Source organism: Nitrogeniibacter mangrovi, assembly GCF_010983895.1.
In the GTDB taxonomy this organism is placed as follows: Bacteria; Pseudomonadota; Gammaproteobacteria; order Burkholderiales; family Rhodocyclaceae; genus Nitrogeniibacter; species Nitrogeniibacter mangrovi.
This window is the reverse complement of record NZ_CP048836.1, coordinates 54,472-76,219: the sequence shown is the minus strand read 5'-3', so window position 1 is coordinate 76,219 and position 21,748 is coordinate 54,472. Positions and strand designations below refer to the sequence as shown.

The following is a 21,748-nucleotide window of genomic DNA, read 5'->3' as shown; positions in this document are numbered from 1 at the left end:
CCGGCCCGATGGACGCTGCGCACCAGCAGCACCTGCAGGGGTTCGAAGCGGGTGCGGTCGACGCGGATCATGGTGCCCCCACCCAGTCGGCGGCGAGATTGAAGCGGAAGCGCCCGCCCGCTTCCTCGTAGGCGAGCAACTGCACGTTGCGCAGCTCGGGGCGCTGTTCGAGCCGCCCCATGTAGTCGAACAGGGCCTGCAGGCCGTCGGCCTCGGCGTTCAGCCGCACCACCCCGCGCAGGGCGTCGGGAGTAAGCGCCATCAGGCTCACACCGGGGCCGCCGGCCTCGGCCACGGCGGCGAACAGGCGCGGCCAGTCGCGCTCGAGCTGGTGGGCGAGCTTGAGGGCGGGCGCGGCCTCCTCGGCGCTGACCGGGGTGTCGCTGGCCGCCTCGCGCCGGTCGGCATGGCGGGCGCGTTCGACCTGATGACGCAGGCGCGCGACGATCTGCTCGCGCTCGGCCAGATCGGCGCGCCGGTCCACATAGTGGCTCACCTCGATCCCGCTCATGAGCAGCCCGAGCACGAGCAGCGCCCAGCCGAGCGCGCCGGGCGGGCGGCGCTGGGGGATGAGGTCGAGGTCGAGCCGGGCCGGTGCGCTCATGCTGCAATCGCCACGGCCCGGGTGGTCCAGCCCTCGGGCGCGGTCAACACCGTACCCGCGTGAAACAGCACCCCGGCGGGCGCGGCCTCGCCGGTGACGCACAGGGGGGTCAGCTCGCGCCACGCGGCCAGGGCGTCGCCCTCGCCCAGGGCGCGGCTGAGCAGCGCGGTCCATTGGCCGTCGCGCCACACGCCGAGCGTCAGGCGCCCGCCGTCGGTGAGCGCGAGCGCGCCGTCGCCGGCATCGAGCTGCCGTGCCAGGGCGTTGTAGCGGGCGACGAAAGCGCCGGTCAGGCTCACCAGCCGGCCCCTGGCCTGGCGCACCACGGCCTGCAGCGCCTCGACCAGCGCACGCGGCAGCGCGCAGGCGACGAAGGCGGCCGCGGCCGGATCGGCATCGCGGCACATCACCCAGTCGGCGTCGGCGAGGCCGTGCACCTGGCGGAACTGGTGCGCGAGCCAGGCCTCGCGCTCCTTGCGGCCGCGAATGGCCGTCGGCCAGCGGCACACCAGGTAGCGCACCCAGCGGTCGTCCACCCGGGCGAGCACGCGCGCGCGCGCCGGCAGGTGCGCGGCGAGCGCGGCCGGCCAGGCCGGTTCGGCGCCGGTCGTGGGCAGGTGCACGGTGTCGGCGCCAGCGCGCAGCGCGCAGCCGGCCGGCGTCAGCCACAGTTCCACCGGCTCACCCCAGAAGCGTGACACGGTTCAACTCCTGCAAAGTGGTCTCGCCCGCGGCGACCAGCGCGGTGGCCGCGTCGCGCAGGCTGCGAAAGCCGCGTTCGGCGGCCTTGGCCTTGAGCGCGCGCACCGGCGCGCGGGTGACGATCAGCTCGCGGATCTCGTCGTCCAGGATCAGCACCTCGGCAATGGCCCGGCGCCCCTTGTAGCCCGAGCCGCGGCACTGGCCGCAGCCATGGCCGGCGCGGAAGCGGAAGCCCGCGGTGCTCGCGAGCGCCGAGTCGGCCACCAGCTGCGCGTCGGGCACGATGTCGTCGGCGCAGTGGGGGCAGATGATGCGGATGAGCCGCTGCGCCACCACGCCGTTGAGCGCGGCGGTGAGGTTGTAGGGGTCGATGCCCATGTGGGTGAAGCGGCCGATGACGTCGAACACGTTGTTGGCGTGCACGGTGGTGAACACCAGGTGGCCGGTGAGCGCCGCCTGCACCGCGATCTCGGCGGTCTCGCCGTCGCGGATCTCGCCCACCATGATCTTGTCCGGGTCGTGGCGCAGGATGGAGCGCAGGCCGCGGGCAAAGGTGAGCCCCTTCTTTTCGTTGACCGGAATCTGCAGCACCCCGGGCAGCTGGTATTCCACCGGGTCCTCGATGGTGATGATCTTGTCCAGGCCGTGGTTGGTCTCGGCCAGGGTGGCGTACAGCGAGGTGGTCTTGCCCGAGCCGGTGGGCCCGGTCACCAGCAGCATGCCGTAGGGCTCGCTGGCGAGTCGGCGCAGGGTGGCGCGGGCGGTGTCGTCGAAGCCGAGGGTCTCGAGCGACAGGCCGGTCATCTCGGCGCTGAGGTGTTCCTTGTCGAGCACCCGCAGCACCGCGTCCTCGCCGTGGATGCTGGGCATGATGGAGACGCGGAAGTCGATCTCGCGCCCCGCCGCGAGGGCCTTGAAGCGCCCGTCCTGGGGCACCCGGCGCTCGGCGATGTCGAGCTCGGCCATCACCTTGACCCGTGAGATGGCCTGCTCGGCCAGCTCGGCGCCCTGCACGCTGCCCACCCGCGAGAGCACGCCGTCGATGCGGTACTGGATCACCAGCCCGGCCGGCACGCACTCCAGATGGATGTCGCTGGCGCCCTGCTTGAGCGCGTCGTAGAGGGTGGAGTTGACCAGCTTGACCACCGGGCTGGCGTCTTCGCTGATGCGGCGCAGGGACAGATCCTCGGCGCCGTCGCCCTTGCGCTCGCCGCCACGGGTGTCCGACAGCCCGGCGGCGCGGCGCACCTCGTCCTCGTGGCGGGCCAGGCAGGCGGCGATGTCGTCCCGGTCGCCCAGGGCCCAGCGCACCGGCTCGGCGAGGCGGGCGCCGAGCCCGTCCATGAGCGCGCGATCGAAGGGGTCGGCCAGCACCAGGCACAGGCCGCCGTCGTCCTCGCGCAGGGCGATGCACTCGCGCCGCAGCGCCTGCTCGAAGGGCATGACGCCGAAGTCGGGTGCGCGCGCCATGAGCGCCGCATGGCCCAGCACCGGCAGGCCGAAGGTGCGCGCCAGGCGCGCCAGGCGCAGCGGCGCCTCGGCCTCGAGCGTGGCCAGCGCGTCGAGCATGCGCCCGCCCGCCACCCGGGCGGCGGCCAGCTCGTCGGCGCTGAAGGGGCGGATGTCGGGCGCGTTCATCCCACCGCCTCGGCAAGCTGGAAGATCGGCAGGTACATGAGCACCACGATGCCGCCGATGGCCACGCCGATGAACAACATCAGCAGCGGGCCGAACAGGCGCGTGAGCCATTCCACCTGGCGAGCGGTGTCCTCCTCATGGAACTCGGCCGCGCGGGTGAGCATCTCGCCCAGGTTGCCGGCGCGCTCGCCCACCTGCAGCATGCGCAGGGCCACCGGCGTGGCCAGCCCCTGGGCCGCCAGGGTGGCGGCGAACCCGCTGCCCTCGCGGATGCGCGCGATGGCCGTCTCCAGGCCGCTGCGCAGGCTCGGGGTGAGCAGCCCGGCCACCATGCCCAGCGCGGTCACCACAGGAATGCCGCCGGTGAGCAGCATGCCCAGGGTGCGGTAGAAGCGCGCCAGCTGGAACACCCGCAGGCGCTCGCCGATCATGGGCATGCGCCACAGGGCGCGGCCGATGGCCGCCGCCGTGGCCGGCTGGCGCAGGCCCACCACCAGCGCCGCCACGCTCACCACCGCGCCGATGGCCATCGCCAGCGCGTTGGCCTCCACGAACTGGCCCCACTGCATGAGCAGGCGCGACATGAAGGGCAGGTCGCTGCCCACGTCTTCATAGATGTGCGAGAAGTTGGGCACCACGTAGCCGAGCAGGAACAGCACCACCAGCGAGCCCACGCTCACCAGCAGCACCGGGTAGATGGCCGCGCTCACCAGCTTGCCGCGCAGCGCCTCCACCTGCTGGCGATAGGCGATGAAGCGCGCCACCGCCGGCACCAGGTCGCTGGTGCGCTCGGCGGCGCGGATCATGGCCACGTACAGATCGGGAAAGGCCTGCGGCGCCGACGCCAGCGCCGAGGACAGGGTGCGCCCCTCGCGCAGCGCCGTGCGGATGTCGTCGAGCACCCCGCGCACCGGGGGGCGGGACTCCTTCTCGGCGAGCGCGTCGACGGCCTCGGCCAACGGGATGCCCGCCGCCAGCAGCGCCAGCAGCTCCTGGTTGAACAGCAGCAGCGGAAAGCGCGCCCGGCGCCCGCCCTGGCGCAGCGCGCGCACCGCGAGGATGCTCAGCCCGCGCGCATCGGCCAGCGAGCGCGCCTCCGCCTCGTTGGCCGCCTCGAGCTCCACCTCGACGATGTCGGCCCCCTGGGCGATGGCCTTGACCTGGTATCTCATCGCTCGCCCGGGCGCCTACCAGTTGACGATGTCGGCCGCCTCGCCCTCGCCGCCGGGCTGCCCGTCCTTGCCGAAGGAGTACAGGTCGAAGTCACCGTGCTCGCCCGGCGAACGGTACTGGTAGGGCTTGTCCCAGGGGTCGAGCGGCACCGCCTTGCGCAGGTACGGCCCCTGCCACTTGGACACCCCCGCCGGCGCCGCATCCAGCGCGGCCAGCCCCTCCTCGGTGAGCGGATAGCGGCCCACGTCGAGGCGGAACTGATCCAGCGCCTTCTCCAGCCCGTCGATCTGCGCCCGCGCCGTCTTCACCTGCGACTTGCCGATCTGCGCAAAGAAGCGCGGCCCCACGTAGCCGGCCAGCAGCCCGATGATGACCATGACGACAAGCAGCTCGAGCAGCGTGAAGCCGCTCTGGCGAAGGGAAGCGCGGACAGACGGGATGCGCATGGGACACGGGCTCCGGACGGGGTGATGGCGATTTCGCGAAGAGGGGTAGCGTAGGCGTCGAATGTGACAGGCTTGTTTCTGTCACACCAATGTCATATTGGCACAATCCTGGCGGATCGATAGGTGGCATTTCTCCCGACGGCGATGGGGGTCTGCTGTCGCCGGAGCAGTTCGAGAGGATCGGCGGATGAGGTATGGCCGTGAACGCGGCCTTGGAGTCGGATACATACGGCGCAATGTCCCGCCACAAGCCATTAACGACGTTGTCATGCTTCTGTCGCATGAAAACCGACTTCCGTCCCCGATGCCGCCGACCGGCTCACCGGCTACGCCGGCATCGTCACCGCCCTCACCTACCAGCCCGACAGCAACCGCCTCGCGCAGATCGGCACCCAAAGCCAGAGCCTGGATGCGGCCGGCAACCTCGTCTCCGAGGCCGGCAAGAGCTTCGCCTACGGCGCCGACGGGCGCATGCGCAGCACCACCTCCGGTGCCGGCACGGTCACCTACCGCTACGACGGCCAGGGCCGCCGCGTCGAAAAGGCCGGCCCCGCCGGCCTCGTGCCCAACGGCGCGGAGCGCTTCATGTACGACGAGGCGAATCACCTCATCGGTGAATACCAGGCCGACGGCACCCCGACCCGCGAATACGTCTGGCTCGGCGACCTGCCCGTGGCGGTGATCGACACCAATACCGACGGCACCACCACCGCCTACGCCATCGAGACCGACCACCTGGGCACCCCCAGGCTGCTCACCGATGCCACCCAAAGCCCAAGCTGGCGCTGGACCAGCCCGCCGTTCGGCGAGGTGCTGCCGGACGAGAACCCCGCCGGGCTCTATCCGGTGGTGTTCAACCTGCGATTCCCGGGCCAGTATTACGACAAGGAATCGGGGCTGAGCTATAACTGGCATCGGGTCTATGATGCGGAGACGGGTAGGTATGTGCAGTCCGACCCCATCGGGTTGGATGGGGGGTGGAATACTTACGGCTATGTCGGCGGGAATCCGGTTTCGTTCATTGATCCGCTCGGGCTGGCCAGTTCGGGGCAAACAACCCAAATTCCTGGAGGCAGCCCTACGACAGTGAGGATTGATCCTCCCCACGTGCCGGGACAACAAACACACGCTCACGTCTGCGAAAAGGGTTGCAAGGAGATCGTGGTCAACAAAGATGGAACCGGTAGCCACAATACCGATCCGTCCAAACTGAAGAATCGGGTCAAGAATTTCCTGCGAGCGCGGGGGTTCAAACTGATGTGGTGCCCACCACTCCTAGAGGACTTGGTGATGGGCATGGCTGCTCAGCAATGTTCCGAGGGTGACCTTGGCGCTTGCCAGATCTTTCAGCAGATGGGGGGCACGATCCTGTCGGATTCTCTTGGTGGTGATATATGAAGATTTATGGGTACTCACTTGGCGAAGATAGAGAAGAGGAACTCCTGAGCCTTCGCGAGGTTTCATTCTTGGCTACGAGCGAAGAACTCATGGAGCTATCGGCATTCTTTGCGAAATGCGCACACGAAATTCGTCATCAGCCGGGGTGGGACCATGCCCATTTGAACGACTTCTTGATGCGGGACTGTGAAGCGAACTCTGACGTCATCGTGGCTGCACAACCTGAACGCGCGTAAGGCGGATTCCGTAGAGCGGATAAGCGAAGCGTCATCCGCCGTATGCCATCGCTCCGCGATGCCCCGATGGTGTCGAATCGGTATGCCGCTCTGATGCGAGACTGCTGTCGAAATCGCTCCGGGCTCACTTGGGACGTCGTTGAACGTTGTGGGCGTCGATGGTGGCGTCAAATCCCGTGCGGGTTCGTGACGCGCCATGCGGCGGATGGCGCTTCGCTTATCCGCCCTACAGTTCTGGATGGGGGGTGGAATATCTACGGCTATGTGGGGGGAATCCGATGATGTTCATCGACCCTCAAGGGTTGATGGGCAAATATCCCGCGAGCGACGACTCCTGGTTACAACAACCCTCCGGGTAATGCAGCAATCAGTGGCCAATTGGCATACACCGGTCAAGCACACGTTGCCTGGATTGGTTTGTCTGCGGAGTTCGGCCTGACAGCCAACGCGTAAGGCGGATTCCGCAGGGCGCCAACAAGCGAAGCGCATTGCGCCGAATGTCTTTGATGCCAAGGCCGCCCCCGCCCCCGCCACAAGATTGACGCACAGGACCTGATTGATCGATGCCGTGGACAGACCGCATGCCGGACCACCGGCCTGACACAGCCGCGTCATGTGTGGACGGGATGATCGGCGTCCCTTGTGTTCGCGTGCCCGGAGGCACCCATGAACGACGAACTCGATCTGATCGCGATCGCCCTGACCGGCATGCGCCGGGCGTGGTCGGCCGACGAAGGCGCGCTGCCGGTCTTCGACGATGCCGATTTCACCGACGGTGACTACGAATTTCTGGATGACGACCCCGACACCTGCGAGTGGGTGCTCTGAGCCCTTGCGCCGGCTGCTGCTGCTCGCCCTGCTCGCCACCCCGCTGACGGGCCTCGCCGACGCCCTCTACAGCTTCGAGGACGCGAACGGCGTGGTGCATTTTTCCGACCACCCGGGCGCCGATGCCCGCTACCGCAAGGTGTGGAGCACACCGCGTCGCGCCCCGGCCCACGCCCCCCGGCCGGCGCCCGCCGCGCTGCGCAAACACATCGAGCACAGCGCCCGCCTCACCGGCCTCGACCCGGCCCTGCTGCAGGCGGTCGCCCAGGTGGAGAGCAACCTCGACCCGGCCGCCCGCTCGCCGAAGGGGGCCCTCGGCCTCATGCAGCTCATGCCGGCCACCGCGGCGCGCTATGGCGTCCGCAATCCCCTCGACCCGGCCGCGAACCTGCTCGGCGGCGCCCGCTACCTGAGCGATCTGATCCGGCAGTTCGACGGCCGGCTGTCCCTCGCCCTGGCGGCCTACAACGCCGGCGAAGGCGCCGTGCTGCGCCATGACGGCCGGATCCCGCCGTATGCGGAGACGCAGGCCTATGTGCCGAAGGTGCTGGCGCGGTACGCGGCGTTGCGGGGGCGGTAGGGCCATCAGCCGCTGTGCCGGGCGACTGGACAGTCATCACACGGCACGGCTTGCACGATTCATCCCTTCGTCATAATCTTCTGGCTTCTCCTCTCCGGAAGCCTTTATGTCCTCCATCGACGCCGGTGACGTGTTCCGCCATCCGGAGGTGTCCTACAAGCATCCGGGCGACGCGGCGAGCGCAACATGGCAATGAAGACACCGCTGATCGCACTGGCCGCGATCGGCCTGACCGCTTGCGCCACGGCGGCCGGGCGTCTGGATACGGCAGGTCTCTCCGAACTCTACATCGCGGATTTCACCTCCACCGACCCGACTGGATGCACCACGGCGGATGTGGACCTGAGCAACGACGATGCCCAGGCGTTCTTCCACCGAGCCCGGCAGTTGAGCGAAAAGGCGCTGGCGGACAACTACCCGCTGGCGCCGTGCCGGATCGAAGGCACGCTGAAGTACGACAACATGCCCTGCGATTTCGAGATCAGTGCGGCCATGACCGGCGTGATCCGGTGCGAGCGCCAGCGCTGGCATTTCGCCTGCGACGATTGCGAGGCGCTGTTCGGCCGTTGAGGTGCGACGGAACGCGCTATGCAGCTCGACGGGTCACGGCGCCGGATCCACCCGCGCCGCGTTCTCGCGCACATACACCCCGCCAAAGGCGCCGATGGACACGACCTTGCCGTTGACGGTGGTGTAGGAGCCGACACCGAAGGAGTGGTATTCGGAGAAGAAGGCGGTGATGGTGCCGAGCTGGAGCAGGTTGGCGACCTGGCTGCGTTCGGCCACGTCCTTGCGGATGGCGTCGCGGTGTTTGTCGGGCGACGGGTTGAGCAGGACGCCGGCGGCGGCGACGACGATCAGAAGCCCGACGAATCGAAGCAGGGGGCGAGCCATGGCAGGTGTTCCTCTTCACTTGGCGGCATGAGCTCGGATCGTCGCACATTCTTGCGCCGGCGGCTCGGCGTCGGGCGGACTCACCGGGCCACATCCGGTGCCGATGCGACGATGGCCTGGAGGGCGGGATGCTGGATGCGCCGCTCGGTCGAGATGGCGTAGAAGCTGTCGCTCACCCCGTCGAGCACACCCACCTGGCGCACACCGTACTGGCGCGCCATGTCGTCGGCGAGGCAGGCGGGCGCGGCGAACAGGCCGACGCCGGCACAGCCGAAGGTCTTGAGCAACGCGCTGTCGGCGCACTCGGCACGCACCTTCATGGCCAGCCGATGGCGGCGGAACCATTCCTCCAGCGCGAGCCGCAAGGGGGATTCGGGCATCGGCAACAGCAAGGGGGCTTCGCCGAGCCGGGCGGGGAACTGCGGCTGATAGTGCGCGCACAGGGCGTCGGTGCCGTACAGGGCCATGGCCCAGTTGCCCAGCGGACGGGCATACACCTTGAGGTTGGCGGTCGGCACGACGGGACGATGCGAGAGCACCACGTCGAGCCGGTTGAGCACCAGATCGGCGATGAGATCGTCCAGTTCGCCCTCGATGCAGGTGAGCCGGTAGCCGGCCTCGGGTCGCAGCACCCCTTCGAGCAGGTGAAAGGCCACCAGTTTCGGGATCGGATCGGTCAGGCCCACCACCAGGCGTCGCTCGGGCGGCTCGGCCCGGTCCAGCACTTCACGCAGTTCGGCGCCCAGCTGAAAGATCTGGTCGGCATAACCGAGGACGAGGCGGCCGGTCTCGGAGGGCACGAGTCCGCGGCTCCGGGGCACCAGCAGGGTGTGGCCGAGCTGGGCTTCGAGCTGGGACAGCTGGGTGCTGATGGCCTGGACCGACAGCCCCAGGGTCTGGGCGGCGCGCGTGATGCTGCCTTCCCGGGCCACGGCCCAGAAATAGAGCAGATGACGAAAGTTCAGATCGCCGGGTCGCATTGCGCCACCTTCAACATGGTTTCCAGAATCTGGAATATAACCTCAATCTGAATTCGATTTATTCGTATCTTCAGCTTGCGTAGAGTGCGTCGGACATATCATCGACCCGAGGAGACAGACCATGCTGACAGCACACGACTTCGACGCTTTTTCGACTCCGGAGGAGCCGTCCCCGACACGCCGGACGGTCGGCCGGCGGCGCGCCCGCCCGCGACGTCGCCCCCTGCGTCACTATGGGCGCGACAGCGGCCAGGCCCAGGCACGGCTGCTGGCCCTGAGCCTGCTGGCCAACGGCCGCATGGCGCCGTGCGAGGTGGACGTGTTGTGCGATCAGGGGGGGCTGGCGCAGCTGGGCCTGTCGCGGGAGGACTTCTTCACCGTGCTCTACGAGCTGTGCGCCGACGTGGGCCGCATGCCGGCACTGGGCGGCGGCTATGTGCTCTCACGTACCCAGGTGCAGGATCTGCTGGACGAGATTACCGATCCGACGCTGCGCGAGCGCACCCTCGAGATCATGTACGCGGTGATGCGCAGCGACGGGCGCCTGGACGAGGGCGAACTCGCCCTGCTCATGGCCACCTTGAACGCCTGGGACGAGACCCGGCGCTTTCCGGGTCACAACCGGGCGAGCTGACCGGGTGTTGCCCCCGCTGGCGCGCGCGCCGGTGGGGGCGGCCTCAGCGCTTGCCGTCGCGCATGCCGAAGAACAGGCCGCGCGCTTCGTGCGGCTCACAGCGCCAGTACTGCTTCGGTGCATGCACCTGGGCGCCCAGCCGGGCGGCCGCGTGCCAGGGCCAGCGCGGATCGTAGAGCATGCCGCGCGCCAGGGCCACGAGGTCGGCCTCGCCTGCGGCGACGATGGCTTCGGCATGCTCGGGTTCGGTGATGAGGCCGACGCCGATCACGGGCATCTTCACGGCCTGGCGGATGGCGGCGGCGAAGTGGATCTGGTAACCCGGTTCGAGCGGAATCTGCTGGGCGGTGGCCAGCCCGCCGCTGGAGACGTGGATGAAGTCGCAGCCGCGCGCGTCGAGCGCCTCGGCGAAGGCGAGGCTCTGCTCGAGGTCCCAGCCCCCGGCGACCCAGTCGCTGGCGGAGATGCGGATCCCCACCGGCTTGTCGGCCGGAAAGGCGGCGCGCACCGCGTCGAAAACTTCGAGCGGAAAGCGCATGCGGTTTTCCAGGGAACCGCCGTAGGCGTCTTCGCGCCGGTTGGCCAGGGGCGAGAGGAACTGGTGCAGCAGGTAGCCGTGGGCCGCGTGCAATTCGACCAGATCGAGGCCGAGCCGGGCGCTGCGCTCGGCCGCCTGCGCGAAGGCGCGGCGCACCCGGTCGAGGCCGGCGGCGTCGAGGGCTTGCGGGGGCGGCTCGTCGGCCCCGTGGGGCACCGCCGAGGGCGCCACGGGGGTCCAGCCGCCGTCCTCGGGCAGGATCAGCGCACCGCCGTCCCAGGGCGCGCGGCTCGAGGCCTTGCGCCCGGCGTGGGCGAGCTGGATGCCCAGGGGCATGTCGGAATAGCGGCGCACGCCGTCGAGCACCCGCGCCAGGGCGGCCTCGGTGGCGTCGTCGTAGAGCCCCAGGTCGAGCGGTGTGATGCGGCCCTCGGGGACCACCCCGGTAGCTTCGAGGATCAGCAGGCCGGCGCCCGACAGGGCGAGGTGGCCCAGGTGGATCAGGTGCCAGTCGGTGGCGCGGCCGTCCTCGGCCGAGTACTGGCACATGGGGGCGACGACGATGCGGTTGGGCAGCGCGAGCGCGCCGAGGCGGATGGGGGCGAACAGGGCACTCACGGGAGGGGTCTCCGGCTCCGGGATCAAGGGGCGAGTCGCCGGATAGCTTATCGCGAACCGCGCGTCAGTAGCTGCCCGACACCGCCTGGCCCGATGCCGGCTTGAATTCCGCGCACAGGGCCGAGGTGGCGGCGGAGAGGATCATCGAATCCACCCCCACGGCGACGAAGCGCGCACCGGCGGCCTCGTAGCGGCGGATCAGGGCGCGGTCGCCGCACAGCACACCGCCCCACTTGCCCTCGGCGCTCACCCGGGCGAGCCCGGCTTCGATCCTGTTGACGATGTCGGGGTGGTCCGCCTCGCCGAGGAAGCCGAAGGAGGCGGCCAGGTCGGCGGCGCCGAAGAAGATGCCGTCCACACCCTCCACCCGGCGGATCGCGTCGAGGTTCTCCAGCCCGGCCTGGGTCTCGACCTGGACGATGAGGCACATCTGCTCGTTGGCGGTCTGCATGTAGTCGCCGATGCGGCCCCAGCGCGAGGCCCGCGCCAGCGCGCTGCCCACGCCGCGGATGCCGTGGGGCGGATAGCGCATGGCCTGCACCAGCTGCTCGGCCTGTTCGGCGGATTCCACCATGGGGATCATCAGCGTCTGCACGCCGGTCTCCAGCAGCTGCTTGATGAGCACATGGTCGCCATGGGGCGGGCGCACCACCGGATGCGAGCCGTAGGCTTCGATCACCTGGAGCTGGGCGAGGATGGAGCGCAGGTCGTTGGGGCCGTGCTCGGCGTCGACCAGCAGCCAGTCGAAGCCGGCGCCGGCGCAGATCTCGGTGCTGATGGTCTGCGCCAGGCCGAGCCACAGACCGTACTGGGCCTCGCCGGCGAGCAGGCGCTGTTTGAAGGTGTTGGTGGGCAGGTTCATGCGGGTATCCTGAAGGCCGTCGACACCGGGCGACATCGCGGTGGCCACGGGCGCATGGTGTGCCATGGATGGCCGCAAATGCGTCACAGCTGTCGCAGAGGCTCGGAGCGCTGGGTTTAAATCTCGAGATTTTGTGTTAATTTACGCCATACAACGCCATTAGGCCAGCGGATCTCGCAAGATTTCCGTCGGTGGCCGGGTCGATGCGGGGGGCGGGGGCATCGGCTCGGTCGGCAGTCCACAACAACACGCGGTAGCGTCGGCAGGCCCGCGGCAGGCAGGCATTCCGGTTCATCTGGCATGCCCCTTGCGGCATCTGCCATCCACTCCATCCACACCGCCATGGGCGCCTGCGAGCGCGCCAGGCCCTGGAATCGACATGAAACAGATCAAGAGCCTCCTGGTGGCCAACCGCAGCGAGATCGCCATCCGGGTGCTGCGCGCGGCCTCCGAACTGGGGCTGCGCACCGTGGCCATCTTCTCCAACGAAGACCGCTTCGCCCTGCACCGCTTCAAGGCGGACGAATCCTATCTGGTGGGCGCGGGCAAGAAGCCGCTGCAGGCCTACCTGGACATCGACGACATCATCCGCATCGCCAAAGAGAACGCGGTGGACGCCATCCACCCGGGCTACGGCTTCCTGTCCGAGAACCCGGAGTTTGCCGACGCCTGCGCCAAGGCGGGCATCGCCTTCATCGGCCCCAAGGGCGACGTGATGCGCACCCTGGGCAACAAGGTGGCGGCGCGCGAGGTGGCGATCAAGGCCGGCGTGCCGGTGGTGCCCGCCACCGGCGCCCTGCCCGATGACATCGAAGAAGTGAAGCGCATGGCCGCCGAGATCGGCTACCCGCTCATGCTCAAGGCGAGCTGGGGCGGCGGTGGCCGCGGCATGCGCGCCATCGAGACCGAAGCGGACCTGGCGCCGATGATCGACGTGGCCCGCCGCGAGGCGGCCGCCGCCTTCGGCAATGACGAGGTGTACCTGGAGAAGCTCATCCGCCGCGCCCGCCATGTGGAAGTGCAGGTGCTGGGCGACACCCACGGCAACCTGGTGCACCTGTTCGAGCGCGACTGCTCGGTGCAGCGCCGCAACCAGAAGGTGGTCGAACGCGCCCCGGCGCCGTACATGGACGAGACCAAGCGCACCGAGCTGTGCGAATCCGCCCTGCGCCTGGCGCGCGAAGCGCACTACTCCCACGCCGGCACGGTGGAATACCTGTTCGACGCCGACACCGACCAGTTCTACTTCATCGAAGTGAACCCGCGCATTCAGGTGGAGCACACGGTCACCGAGGAAGTGACCGGCGTGGACATCGTCAAGGCGCAGATCCGCGTCACCGAAGGCAAGCGCATCGGCGCCGACGACCTGCTGCCGGCGCAGGAGAACATCGCCCTCAACGGCCACGCTCTGCAGTGCCGGGTGACCACCGAAGACCCGGAGAACAACTTCACCCCCGACTACGGCAAGATCGCGGTCTATCGCTCCGCCGCCGGTGGCGGCATCCGCCTGGATGCGGGCACGGCGTACTCGGGCGCGGTGATCACCCCGTACTACGACTCCCTGCTGGTGAAGGTGACCGCCTGGGGCCACACGCCCGATGAAGCGGCCTCGCGCATGGACCGGGCACTGCGCGAGTTCCGCGTGCGGGGGCTGTCCACCAACCTGCAGTTCCTCGAGAACGTGATCGACCACCCGCTGTTCCGTTCGGGCGAGTGCACCACGCGCTTTATCGACACCACGCCGGAGCTGTTCAACTTCCAGAAGCGCCGCGACCGGGCCACCCGATTGCTGCGCTTCCTGGGGGAAGTGGCCATCAACGGCAACCCGGAGATGAAGGGCCGCGTGGCCCCGGCGCTGCCGCTGGCCAAACCCATCAAGCCGACGCTGAACCTGCGCACCCAGATCCCGAAAGGCACTCGCGACTACCTCAAGGAGATGGGCCCGACCCGGTTCGCCCAGTGGATGCGCGACTGCAAGCAGGTGCTGCTCACCGACACCACCATGCGCGATGCGCACCAGTCGCTGTTCGCCACGCGCATGCGCAGCCACGACATGCTGGCCATCGCGCCGCACTATGCGCGCATGCTGCCGGGGCTGTTCTCCATGGAATGCTGGGGCGGCGCCACCTTCGACGTGGCCATGCGCTTCTTGAAGGAAGACCCGTGGGACCGCCTCGCCCGCCTGCGCGAAGCGGTGCCCAACATCCCCTTCCAGATGCTGCTGCGCGCCTCCAACGCGGTGGGCTACACCAACTACCCGGACAACGTGGTGCGATACTTCGTGCAGCAGGCGGCGGAGAACGGCATCGACATCTTCCGCGTGTTCGACTCGCTCAACTGGGTGGAGAACATGCGCGTGGCCATGGATGCGGTGATCGAGTCCGGCGGCCTGTGCGAGGCGGCCATCTGCTACACCGGCGACCTGCACGACCCCAAGCGCAGCAAGTACGACCTCGCCTACTACGTGAATCTCGCCAAGGAGTTGGAAAAGGCCGGCGCCCATGTGCTGGGCATCAAGGACATGGCCGGGGTGTGCAAGCCGCGCGCCGCGAAAGAACTGGTGACGGCGCTCAAGCAGGAGGTCGGCCTGCCCATCCACTTCCACACCCATGACACCAGCGGCATCTCCGCCGCCTCGGTGCTGGCGGCCATCGAGGCCGGCTGCGATGCGGTCGATGGCGCGCTCGATGCCATGAGCGGCATGACCTCCCAGCCCAACCTCGGCTCCATCGCGGCCGCGCTGGCCGGTGCCGAGCGCGACCCGGGCCTCGACCTGGACGCCATGCAGCGCCTCTCCCACTACTGGGAGGGCGTGCGCCGCCAGTACAGCCCCTTCGAGGCCGACATGCGCGCCGGCACCTCCGACGTCTACAACCACGAGATGCCCGGCGGGCAGTACACCAACCTGCGCGAGCAGGCCCGCGCCATCGGGCTGGAGCACCGCTGGCCGGAAGTCTCCCGCGCCTATGCGGATGTGAACCAGCTCTTCGGCGACATCGTGAAGGTCACCCCCACCTCCAAGGTGGTGGGCGACATGGCCCTGTTCATGGTGGCCAACGACCTCACCCCGGCCGATGTGCGCAACCCGGCGCGCGAGATCGACTTCCCCGAATCCGTGGTGCAGCTGTTCCGTGGCGAACTGGGCTTCCCGGCCGACGGCTTCCCCAAGGACCTGGAAGCCAAGATCCTGCGCGGCGGCAAGCCGGTCGAAGGGCGCGTGGGCGCCACTCTGGCGGAGGTGGATCTGGAAGCCGCCCGCGCCAAGGCAGAGACCGCCATCGAGCGTCAGGTCACCGACACCGATCTGGCCTCCTGGCTCATGTACCCGAAGGTGTTCACCGACTTCGCCAAGCACCGCAAGCAGTTCGGCGACGTCGCGCGCATCCCCACCCCGGCCTTCTTCTACGGCCTGTCGGACCTGGATGAGATCTCGGTGGACATCGACAAGGGCAAGACCCTGGTCATCCGCCAGACCGGCCGCTCCGACACCGTGGATGAAGAGGGCAAGATCAAGGTCTTCTTCGAGCTCAACGGCCAGCCGCGCGCGGTGCGCGTGGCCAAGGCCGGCATCCAGGGCACCGGCACCGCCCGGCCGCTGGCCAAGGACGGTGACCCGAAGCAGGTCGGCGCCCCCATGCCGGGCATGATCGCCACCGTCTCGGTCAAGCCCGGCCAGAAGGTCAAGAAGGGCGACGCGCTGCTCTCGCTCGAAGCCATGAAGATGGAAACCCTGCTCACCGCCCCGGACGACGGCACCGTCGCCGCCGTGCATGTGAAGCCGGGCGAGACCGTGCAGGCCAAGGAGTTGCTGGTGGAGCTGGGGTAAGGGAGCGGCCGCGCGGAACGCCGGGTCGCGGAGGTCCGTGCTCGAAGCCCTGGCCACGCCCGCGTTCCACGCGTGTCATGCAACTCGCGTAAGCTCGAAGCTCGCCGGGGATGACTCGGATCATGGGACCGGTAAATGGCCGCCAGTCCCAACAAGTTCGCATCCGCGGCGAATCGGAAGCAGTATCATGCCTTCCATTTCTTGCGCCCGTCATTGACAGACGCGGTGTCGACCAGCCTCGGGAACCACACTGTTGTCATCACCCACGTCCCTGCGCAGCCGCTTTCATGCGTCAGGCGCCAACGCACTGTCCGTGACGCCGTGGCAAAGCCATGAAGCGCCTGGCACGATGCACGCCTGCGCGACACTCGTGCCACTGCGGACCTGACACGACATGCTCGACGTCTTCTTCACCATCGATGTGGAAATCTGGTGCGACGGATGGACCGACATCGACCGCAAGTTCCCCGAGGCCTACCGCAAATACATCCTCGGCCCCACCTCCCGGGGCGACTACGGCCTGCCCTTCCAGCTCCAGATGCTCGCGGATCACGGCGTACTGGGCACCTGCTTCGTCGAACCGCTCTTCTCCACCCGCTTCGGCCCACAACCGCTCGCCGACATCGTCGGCCTGATTCAGGACCAGGGGCAGGACGTCCAGCTCCATATGCATACCGAGTGGGTCGACGAATCCATCAAACCGCTGATTGCGGACACCTCGACGAAGCGCCAGCACCTCTTCCACTACACGCTGGAAGAACAGACCGAGCTCATCCGTGCCGGCGCCGCCATGCTCGCCGAGGCGGGAGCGTCCGGTATCGAGGCGTTCCGCGCCGGGAGCTTCGGTTTCAACCTCGATACCTTGCGCGCGCTCGCCACGAACGGCATCCGCTTCGACAGCAGTTACAACGCCACCATGTTCGGGCCGGCCAGCGGTGTCCGGCCGGGTGAGCAGTTGATCGAACCGGTCGAATGCGAGAACGTCGTCGAGTACCCGATGACGGTGTTCACCGATGGCCTCGGCTCGCCACGCCACACGCAGCTGACGTCCTGCTCGTTCGGCGAACTGGAATCCCTGCTGTGGCAATCGCTCGAGGCGGGACGCAAGTCCTTCGTGATCCTGTCCCACAATTTCGAACTGCTGAATCCGGGCAAGACGGCGCCCGATCCGGTCGTCATCGCCCGACTCGAAAAGCTGTGCCGCTTCTTCGAGCGCCACCGCGACAGCTTCCGGACCTGCGGCTTCAAGGATCTGGCGCCGCACATCGTCGACACGCAACCCGCACCGCTCAGAACCTCGTTTATGAAGACAGGCAGACGTATTCTCGAACAGGCCTATCGCAGGAAGTACTCATGACCCCCTGGGAATTGCGACACGTCCCCTTCAAGTACCAGTTGAGCGACTGGACATTGTTCAGCTGTGCGCTGCCCCTGCAGTGCCGATCCGCCACCCTGCTGGGCGCGCCGATCCCGGCGTCGCTACCGCCCGACGCCGAACGCCTGCCCGGAAGCGAGGGGTTCATGATCCGCGCCCTGCCCCTCGAGGAGCGCCTGCCGCCCCTCACGCGAACCGGCGACTATCTGCGTTACGTCCCGCTGCAATACGAGCATTGTTACATCGACCTGACCCTCGGATTCGAGCGCTACCAGGAGAAGTTCTCTTCCAAGACCCGCTCCACGATCAAACGCAAGATCCGCAAGTACGCCGAACATTGCGGGGGCGAGATTCCCTGGAAGATCTACCGTGAGCCGGCGCAGATGCGCGAATTCTTCCGGCTGGCACGTGAAGTCTCCGCGGTGAGTTATCAGGAACGATTGCTCGACGCGGGGCTACCGGACTCGGAGGACTACATCCGCGAGGCCGAGGCGCGTGCCGCCAACGGCACCGTGCGCGCCTACATCCTTTTCGACGGCGATCGGCCGGTGTCCTACCTCTACTGCCCCATCGAAAACGATGTCCTCATCTACGCCTATCTGGGCTACGACCCCGGGTACATGAAGCACTCGGTGGGTACCGTCCTGCAGTGGCTGGCGCTCGAATCCCTGTTTGCCGAAGGCGGTTTCAAGGCCTTCGATTTCACCGAAGGTCAGTCGGACCACAAGCGCCTGTTCTCCACCCACCAGATGCTGCGCGCCCATGTGTTCATGGTACGGGCGTCATTGCGCAACGCCGCCGTGGTCCGTTCGCATCATCTGATGAACCGTTTTTCCAACTGGCTCGGCAACACGCTGGACAAGCTCGGGCTGAAAGCCCGCATCAAGCGTCTGATCCGGTTTAAATGAGCTGATGCGCCCGACGCCCAAGGAGCTCCTGAAAGCCGGAGCACGCCTTCTGCTCGGCGAGTATGCCGCGTACTACATCTATCGCAGCCCGGACCGGGCTCACGATGCCCTGGCGACCACCGACGACGTGCGCTTGCTGGAACGCTCGGCGGTCGAATCCTGCGATGACGAGGTGATCCGGGCACAGTTGCCCTATCTCGGTGACCAGGCGCTCGCCTACGGCGGTTTCGCCGACGACCGTCTCGCGGGTATCTGCATCTACTGGTACGGCGATCGATACCGCACGCGGAACTTCTGGCCACTCGACACCGGTGAAGCCAAGCTCGTCCAGATCATCACCACCCCTGCCGCCCGGGGCCGAGGCGTCGCGACCACGCTCATTGCCGCCTCCCACGCCCAACTCCTGTCGAAGGGATTTCACCAGGCCTACGCCCGCGTCTGGCATTCCAACACACCGTCCCTGCGCGCCTTCGAGCGCGCCGGGTGGACACGTATTGCGCTTGTCGTCGAAATCAATCCGCTGCGTCGGAAACGCCCGCTGCGCCTGCGCTTCCGCACCCGCGGATAGACCACTCGGGCGGTGCCTCGATCTGAGCCGGCCGCCGCCCCTGCACCGTCACGCCGCCGTCGCGCCGCGCAGCTGCTCGTGCAGCCAGCGGCGCAGGTTGCCGAGGCGGCGGTCCTCGCACAGGGCCTCGGGATACACCAGATAGAAGCCGGCACCGGCGTCGATGGGGTGCGCGAACACCGACGCGAGCCGCCCCTGGCGCACCGCGTGATCGGCCAGCTCGCACACCGCGATGGCCACCCCGGCACCGTCGGCGGCGGCCTGCAGGGTCAGGCCGCTGGAGTCCACATGGGTCACCAGGGCCGGGTCCAGCGGCCCGCCCGGCACGCTGTCCAGCCATCGGCGCCAGGTCAGGCAGTGGCAGGAGACGAACAGGTTGGCCCGGCGTACCGTCGCGAGACGCGCCTTGCGTGCGCCTGCCGCGAAGCCAGGCTGCGCGTACAGGTCGATGGTGGCCTCGAAGAGGCGTTCGGACAGCAGGCCCGGCCAGTCGCCGTGGCCGAACCAGATGCCGGCATCGGCGGCACCGGCGAGCAGGTCGGCGCCGTCCTGGGTGGTGGAGATCTCGAGCGAGAAGCCCTGGCGGTCGAAGGGATAGCGGCTCAGCCGGGGCGAGAGCCAGTTGGTGGCGAAGGTGGGCAGCATGTTCAGCCGCAGCGGCCCGGCCAGGCGTGCATCGCGCAGCGCGGCCACCGCCTCGGCGATGCGGCCGAAACCGGCCTCCAGGTCCGGGGCGAGGCGGCGGCCGGCCTCGGTCAGCTCGAGGCGCGTGCCCACCCGCCGCAACAGCTCGACGCCGAGCAGGTCCTCGAGGGCACGCAGCTGATGGCTCACCGCCGAGGGGGTCACCGCCAGCTCCACGGCCGCGCCCTTGATCGACAGGTGGCGGGCCGCCGCCTCGAAGGCGCGCAGGGCGTTGAGCGGAACCGGAATGCGCATGGGTCGAGCCCCTCCTGAACGAACGCATGGGCGAAGACGCCCATTAAACCGCATCGCCGCCTTCGCTCGGTGGAACAAAACTCAACCCGATCTGAAAACTGCTCACTCGTGCTTCGCGGCGGGGCTTGGCAGACTCGATGACTTCTCAATCGACCTGACGGGCCCGCCCCATGTTCATCCCGCTCGACGACCGCGACGGCCACATCTGGCTCGATGGCGCACTCATCCCCTGGCGCGATGCGCGCCTGCATGTGCTCACCCACGCCCTGCACATGGGCGGCGCGGTCTTCGAGGGCATGCGCGCCTACGGCGGCCGGGTGTTCCTCAACACCCCGCATCTGGAACGCCTCGCCCGCTCGGCATCCCTGCTCGACTTCCATCTGCCGTGGACCCACGACCAGCTCAGCGAGGCCATCGAAGCGGTGCTCGACGCCAACGGGCTGGCCGACGCCTACATCCGCCCCATCGCCTGGCGCGGCACCGAGAGCGTGTCGATCGCCTCGCCACAGGCCCGCATCCACGTGGCCATCGCCGCCTGGCACTGGCCCACCGCCGCGGCCCGCGGCGAGGCGGACAAAGGCATCCGCCTGCACCTGTCCACCTGGCGCCGCCCCCGGCCCGACACCGCTCCCACCGCCGCCAAGTGCTCGGGCCTGTACATGATCGGCACCCTCGCCCGCCACCAGGCCATGGCCGCCGGCTGCGACGACGCCCTGCTGCTCGACAGCGACGGCCATGTGGCCGAGACCACCGCGACCAACCTGCTGCTGGTGCACGACGGCCGCCTGATCACGCCGACCGCCACGGGCTTCCTCGACGGCATCACCAAGCGCCACGTGATGGCGCTGGCCCGCCAGCGCGGCCTGACGGTGGAGGAGCGCCGCGTGAGCCTCGACACCTTGCGCGCGGCCGACGAGGTCTTCACCGCCGGCACCTCGGTGGAGTTGCAGCCGGTGGTGGCGCTGCTCACCGACGCGGGCACCCGCGAATGGCCGGTCGGCCCGGTGACACGGCAGCTGATGTCGGATTTCCGGGCCTCGATCACCGCCCCGGCGGCGCGTGTGGCGGCGTGAGGGCACGGGACGCACACGAAAAAAGCCCCGACCGCAACGCGATCGGGGCGAAACACCGGACGAGACACACCGCTTTCGGAATCAAGATCCAGCGCTAGGAGTCACCGCCCTTCGGCGGCGAGGAGAAACCCGGCCCGCGGGCTCAGAAGCTTCGCTTCACATGCACCAGCCACTTGCCCTTGCCGGTGTCCTTGCAGTGGCTGTTGTCGTCACAGACGGTGTACAGATCGGAATCCGCGCTGGTGTCGACCCAGGCCACCCCGGCCTCCCAGCCGCTGCCGAACTGGCGCACCACGCCCACCTTCCAGTCGTTGAAGCTGTATTCGCTGTATTCCTCGACGTGCTGGCGGCCCACGTGCGCGCTGACCGACCAGCCGGGCAGGAATTCGTGGTTGAAGTTGGCCTCGATGTAGTTCGAGCCGCTCGAGCCGCCACGCCCCTGGCCGAAGGTGTCGTTGTTGAAGCCGAAGTAATCCGACACGGTGTGGGAGTACTTCAGGCCGATCGGGCCCCAGCTGAGGCCGGCATACAGCTCCAGGGTGTTGTAGCTCTCGCTGGTGCCGTTGATCTCGCCCCCCGGGAAGAGGAACTGCAGGAAGCCGACGTCGTAGCCGAAATCGCCCACCTGACCGGCGTAGCCGCCATACACGTCGATTTCACCGGCCGCGTTGTTCAGGGCGGCATCGCTCACGTTGGTGCCCCAGATGCCGAGGTAGAGGCCGCTGTCGTGGGCGATGTCCACACCCCCCTGCACCGCCGGATTTTCCTGCGTGTAGCTGATGCCGCGGAAGATGTACTGGGAAAACAGCCCGACGTTGGTCGTCACCGAAAAACGGTCGGTCATGTCCCCCGCCACGGCGTGGCCGACCGGTGCCGAGGCCCCCAGCAGCAGGGCGATCAGGGCAAATTGGCTGCGTCTTGGATTCAC

At 68.2% G+C, this 21,748-nt stretch carries 21 protein-coding genes; 10 read left to right on the top strand and 11 right to left on the bottom strand.

Annotated features, from left to right (window positions below):
- Window positions 1-67: 67 nt before the first annotated feature.
- The 5 genes from G3580_RS00305 to gspG are packed head-to-tail and all read right to left on the bottom strand — an operon-like array spanning window position 68 to window position 4,563.
- Window positions 68-604, bottom strand: a complete 537-nt coding sequence (locus G3580_RS00305) for a hypothetical protein (protein WP_173763365.1) — start codon at window positions 602-604, stop codon at window positions 68-70.
- The gene (locus G3580_RS00300) at window positions 601-1,305 is read right to left on the bottom strand and encodes a hypothetical protein (RefSeq protein WP_173763364.1); all 705 of its coding nucleotides are present in this window, start codon (window positions 1,303-1,305) and stop codon (window positions 601-603) included. Before G3580_RS00300 ends, G3580_RS00305 begins: the two co-directional genes overlap by 4 nt.
- Window positions 1,286-2,944, bottom strand: coding sequence for a GspE/PulE family protein (locus tag G3580_RS00295; protein ID WP_173763363.1), 1,659 nt, complete (start codon window positions 2,942-2,944; stop codon window positions 1,286-1,288). Before G3580_RS00295 ends, G3580_RS00300 begins: the two co-directional genes overlap by 20 nt.
- Complete coding sequence (locus G3580_RS00290; RefSeq protein WP_173763362.1) at window positions 2,941-4,116, bottom strand: type II secretion system F family protein; 1,176 nt, start codon at window positions 4,114-4,116, stop codon at window positions 2,941-2,943. The genes G3580_RS00295 and G3580_RS00290 overlap by 4 nt, the downstream gene beginning before the upstream one ends.
- Window positions 4,117-4,131: 15 nt before the next feature.
- Window positions 4,132-4,563 (bottom strand): type II secretion system major pseudopilin GspG, encoded by a 432-nt coding sequence (gene gspG, locus G3580_RS00285; RefSeq protein ID WP_173763361.1) that lies wholly within the window; start codon window positions 4,561-4,563, stop codon window positions 4,132-4,134.
- Between the two features lie 471 nt (window positions 4,564-5,034).
- Between gspG and G3580_RS20340 the strand changes: the two genes are divergently transcribed.
- From G3580_RS20340 to G3580_RS00260, 4 genes are all read left to right on the top strand, one after another.
- Entirely contained in the window at window positions 5,035-5,961 is a 927-nt protein-coding gene (locus G3580_RS20340; RefSeq protein WP_173763360.1) for an RHS repeat domain-containing protein, read from the top strand.
- A gap of 902 nt (window positions 5,962-6,863) precedes the next feature.
- A complete protein-coding gene (locus G3580_RS00275; RefSeq protein ID WP_173763359.1) occupies window positions 6,864-7,025 on the top strand; it encodes a hypothetical protein in 162 nt (53 codons plus the stop codon).
- Window positions 7,026-7,029: 4 nt separating this feature from the next.
- Window positions 7,030-7,605, top strand: coding sequence for a transglycosylase SLT domain-containing protein (locus tag G3580_RS00265; RefSeq protein ID WP_228720724.1), 576 nt, complete (start codon window positions 7,030-7,032; stop codon window positions 7,603-7,605).
- Window positions 7,606-7,791: 186 nt separating this feature from the next.
- Window positions 7,792-8,175 carry a hypothetical protein gene (locus tag G3580_RS00260; protein WP_173763358.1) on the top strand — a complete coding sequence of 128 codons (384 nt, stop codon included), beginning with the start codon at window positions 7,792-7,794 and terminating at the stop codon, window positions 8,173-8,175.
- Window positions 8,176-8,208: 33 nt separating this feature from the next.
- Here the strand turns inward: G3580_RS00260 and G3580_RS00255 are convergent, their stop codons facing one another.
- Both G3580_RS00255 and G3580_RS00250 read right to left on the bottom strand, forming a co-directional pair.
- Entirely contained in the window at window positions 8,209-8,499 is a 291-nt protein-coding gene (locus tag G3580_RS00255) for a hypothetical protein (protein ID WP_173763357.1), read from the bottom strand.
- 80 nt (window positions 8,500-8,579) lie between these two features.
- Window positions 8,580-9,479, bottom strand: a complete 900-nt coding sequence (locus G3580_RS00250) for a LysR family transcriptional regulator (protein WP_173763356.1) — start codon at window positions 9,477-9,479, stop codon at window positions 8,580-8,582.
- A gap of 121 nt (window positions 9,480-9,600) precedes the next feature.
- Here G3580_RS00250 and G3580_RS00245 point away from each other — a divergent pair, with 121 nt between their 5' ends.
- Window positions 9,601-10,113 carry a tellurite resistance TerB family protein gene (locus G3580_RS00245; protein WP_173763355.1) on the top strand — a complete coding sequence of 171 codons (513 nt, stop codon included), beginning with the start codon at window positions 9,601-9,603 and terminating at the stop codon, window positions 10,111-10,113.
- Between the two features lie 43 nt (window positions 10,114-10,156).
- Here the strand turns inward: G3580_RS00245 and G3580_RS00240 are convergent, their stop codons facing one another.
- Complete coding sequence (locus G3580_RS00240; protein WP_173763354.1) at window positions 10,157-11,269, bottom strand: NADH:flavin oxidoreductase/NADH oxidase; 1,113 nt, start codon at window positions 11,267-11,269, stop codon at window positions 10,157-10,159.
- Window positions 11,270-11,333: 64 nt separating this feature from the next.
- Window positions 11,334-12,131, bottom strand: coding sequence for an aldolase/citrate lyase family protein (locus G3580_RS00235; protein ID WP_173763353.1), 798 nt, complete (start codon window positions 12,129-12,131; stop codon window positions 11,334-11,336).
- Window positions 12,132-12,510: 379 nt separating this feature from the next.
- Here G3580_RS00235 and G3580_RS00230 point away from each other — a divergent pair, with 379 nt between their 5' ends.
- The 4 genes from G3580_RS00230 (at window position 12,511) to G3580_RS00215 (ending at window position 18,808) form a co-directional block, all read left to right on the top strand.
- Entirely contained in the window at window positions 12,511-15,957 is a 3,447-nt protein-coding gene (locus tag G3580_RS00230) for a pyruvate carboxylase (RefSeq protein WP_173763352.1), read from the top strand.
- A 394-nt stretch (window positions 15,958-16,351) separates the two neighbouring features.
- Window positions 16,352-17,314, top strand: coding sequence for a polysaccharide deacetylase family protein (locus tag G3580_RS00225; protein ID WP_173763351.1), 963 nt, complete (start codon window positions 16,352-16,354; stop codon window positions 17,312-17,314).
- Window positions 17,311-18,240, top strand: coding sequence for a GNAT family N-acetyltransferase (locus tag G3580_RS00220; protein WP_173763350.1), 930 nt, complete (start codon window positions 17,311-17,313; stop codon window positions 18,238-18,240). The genes G3580_RS00225 and G3580_RS00220 overlap by 4 nt, the downstream gene beginning before the upstream one ends.
- Window positions 18,241-18,244: 4 nt before the next feature.
- A complete protein-coding gene (locus G3580_RS00215) occupies window positions 18,245-18,808 on the top strand; it encodes a GNAT family N-acetyltransferase (protein WP_173763349.1) in 564 nt (187 codons plus the stop codon).
- Between the two features lie 48 nt (window positions 18,809-18,856).
- Here G3580_RS00215 and G3580_RS00210 read toward each other — a convergent pair whose 3' ends face one another.
- Entirely contained in the window at window positions 18,857-19,747 is an 891-nt protein-coding gene (locus G3580_RS00210; protein ID WP_173763348.1) for a LysR substrate-binding domain-containing protein, read from the bottom strand.
- A gap of 170 nt (window positions 19,748-19,917) precedes the next feature.
- On the opposite strand from G3580_RS00210, the gene G3580_RS00205 reads away from it, so the two are divergent.
- Window positions 19,918-20,820, top strand: coding sequence for a branched-chain amino acid transaminase (locus G3580_RS00205; protein ID WP_173763347.1), 903 nt, complete (start codon window positions 19,918-19,920; stop codon window positions 20,818-20,820).
- A 142-nt stretch (window positions 20,821-20,962) separates the two neighbouring features.
- Here G3580_RS00205 and G3580_RS00200 read toward each other — a convergent pair whose 3' ends face one another.
- Complete coding sequence (locus G3580_RS00200; protein ID WP_217424562.1) at window positions 20,963-21,748, bottom strand: TorF family putative porin; 786 nt, start codon at window positions 21,746-21,748, stop codon at window positions 20,963-20,965.

What these genes read in the sequence shown, in the direction of transcription:
- G3580_RS00305 (WP_173763365.1), bottom strand. Translation starts at nt 604, where the DNA reads ATGAGCGCACCGGCCCGGCTCGACCTCGACCTCATCCCCCAGCGCCGC.
- G3580_RS00225 (WP_173763351.1), top strand. Translation starts at nt 16,352, where the DNA reads ATGCTCGACGTCTTCTTCACCATCGATGTGGAAATCTGGTGCGACGGA.
- G3580_RS00245 (WP_173763355.1), top strand. Translation starts at nt 9,601, where the DNA reads ATGCTGACAGCACACGACTTCGACGCTTTTTCGACTCCGGAGGAGCCG.
- G3580_RS00295 (WP_173763363.1), bottom strand. Translation starts at nt 2,944, where the DNA reads ATGAACGCGCCCGACATCCGCCCCTTCAGCGCCGACGAGCTGGCCGCC.
- G3580_RS00205 (WP_173763347.1), top strand. Translation starts at nt 19,918, where the DNA reads ATGTTCATCCCGCTCGACGACCGCGACGGCCACATCTGGCTCGATGGC.
- G3580_RS00215 (WP_173763349.1), top strand. Translation starts at nt 18,245, where the DNA reads ATGCGCCCGACGCCCAAGGAGCTCCTGAAAGCCGGAGCACGCCTTCTG.
- G3580_RS00230 (WP_173763352.1), top strand. Translation starts at nt 12,511, where the DNA reads ATGAAACAGATCAAGAGCCTCCTGGTGGCCAACCGCAGCGAGATCGCC.
- G3580_RS00275 (WP_173763359.1), top strand. Translation starts at nt 6,864, where the DNA reads ATGAACGACGAACTCGATCTGATCGCGATCGCCCTGACCGGCATGCGC.
- G3580_RS00220 (WP_173763350.1), top strand. Translation starts at nt 17,311, where the DNA reads ATGACCCCCTGGGAATTGCGACACGTCCCCTTCAAGTACCAGTTGAGC.
- G3580_RS00210 (WP_173763348.1), bottom strand. Translation starts at nt 19,747, where the DNA reads ATGCGCATTCCGGTTCCGCTCAACGCCCTGCGCGCCTTCGAGGCGGCG.
- G3580_RS00260 (WP_173763358.1), top strand. Translation starts at nt 7,792, where the DNA reads ATGGCAATGAAGACACCGCTGATCGCACTGGCCGCGATCGGCCTGACC.
- G3580_RS00250 (WP_173763356.1), bottom strand. Translation starts at nt 9,479, where the DNA reads ATGCGACCCGGCGATCTGAACTTTCGTCATCTGCTCTATTTCTGGGCC.
- G3580_RS00290 (WP_173763362.1), bottom strand. Translation starts at nt 4,116, where the DNA reads ATGAGATACCAGGTCAAGGCCATCGCCCAGGGGGCCGACATCGTCGAG.
- G3580_RS20340 (WP_173763360.1), top strand. Translation starts at nt 5,035, where the DNA reads ATGCGCAGCACCACCTCCGGTGCCGGCACGGTCACCTACCGCTACGAC.
- G3580_RS00255 (WP_173763357.1), bottom strand. Translation starts at nt 8,499, where the DNA reads ATGGCTCGCCCCCTGCTTCGATTCGTCGGGCTTCTGATCGTCGTCGCC.
- G3580_RS00235 (WP_173763353.1), bottom strand. Translation starts at nt 12,131, where the DNA reads ATGAACCTGCCCACCAACACCTTCAAACAGCGCCTGCTCGCCGGCGAG.
- gspG (WP_173763361.1), bottom strand. Translation starts at nt 4,563, where the DNA reads ATGCGCATCCCGTCTGTCCGCGCTTCCCTTCGCCAGAGCGGCTTCACG.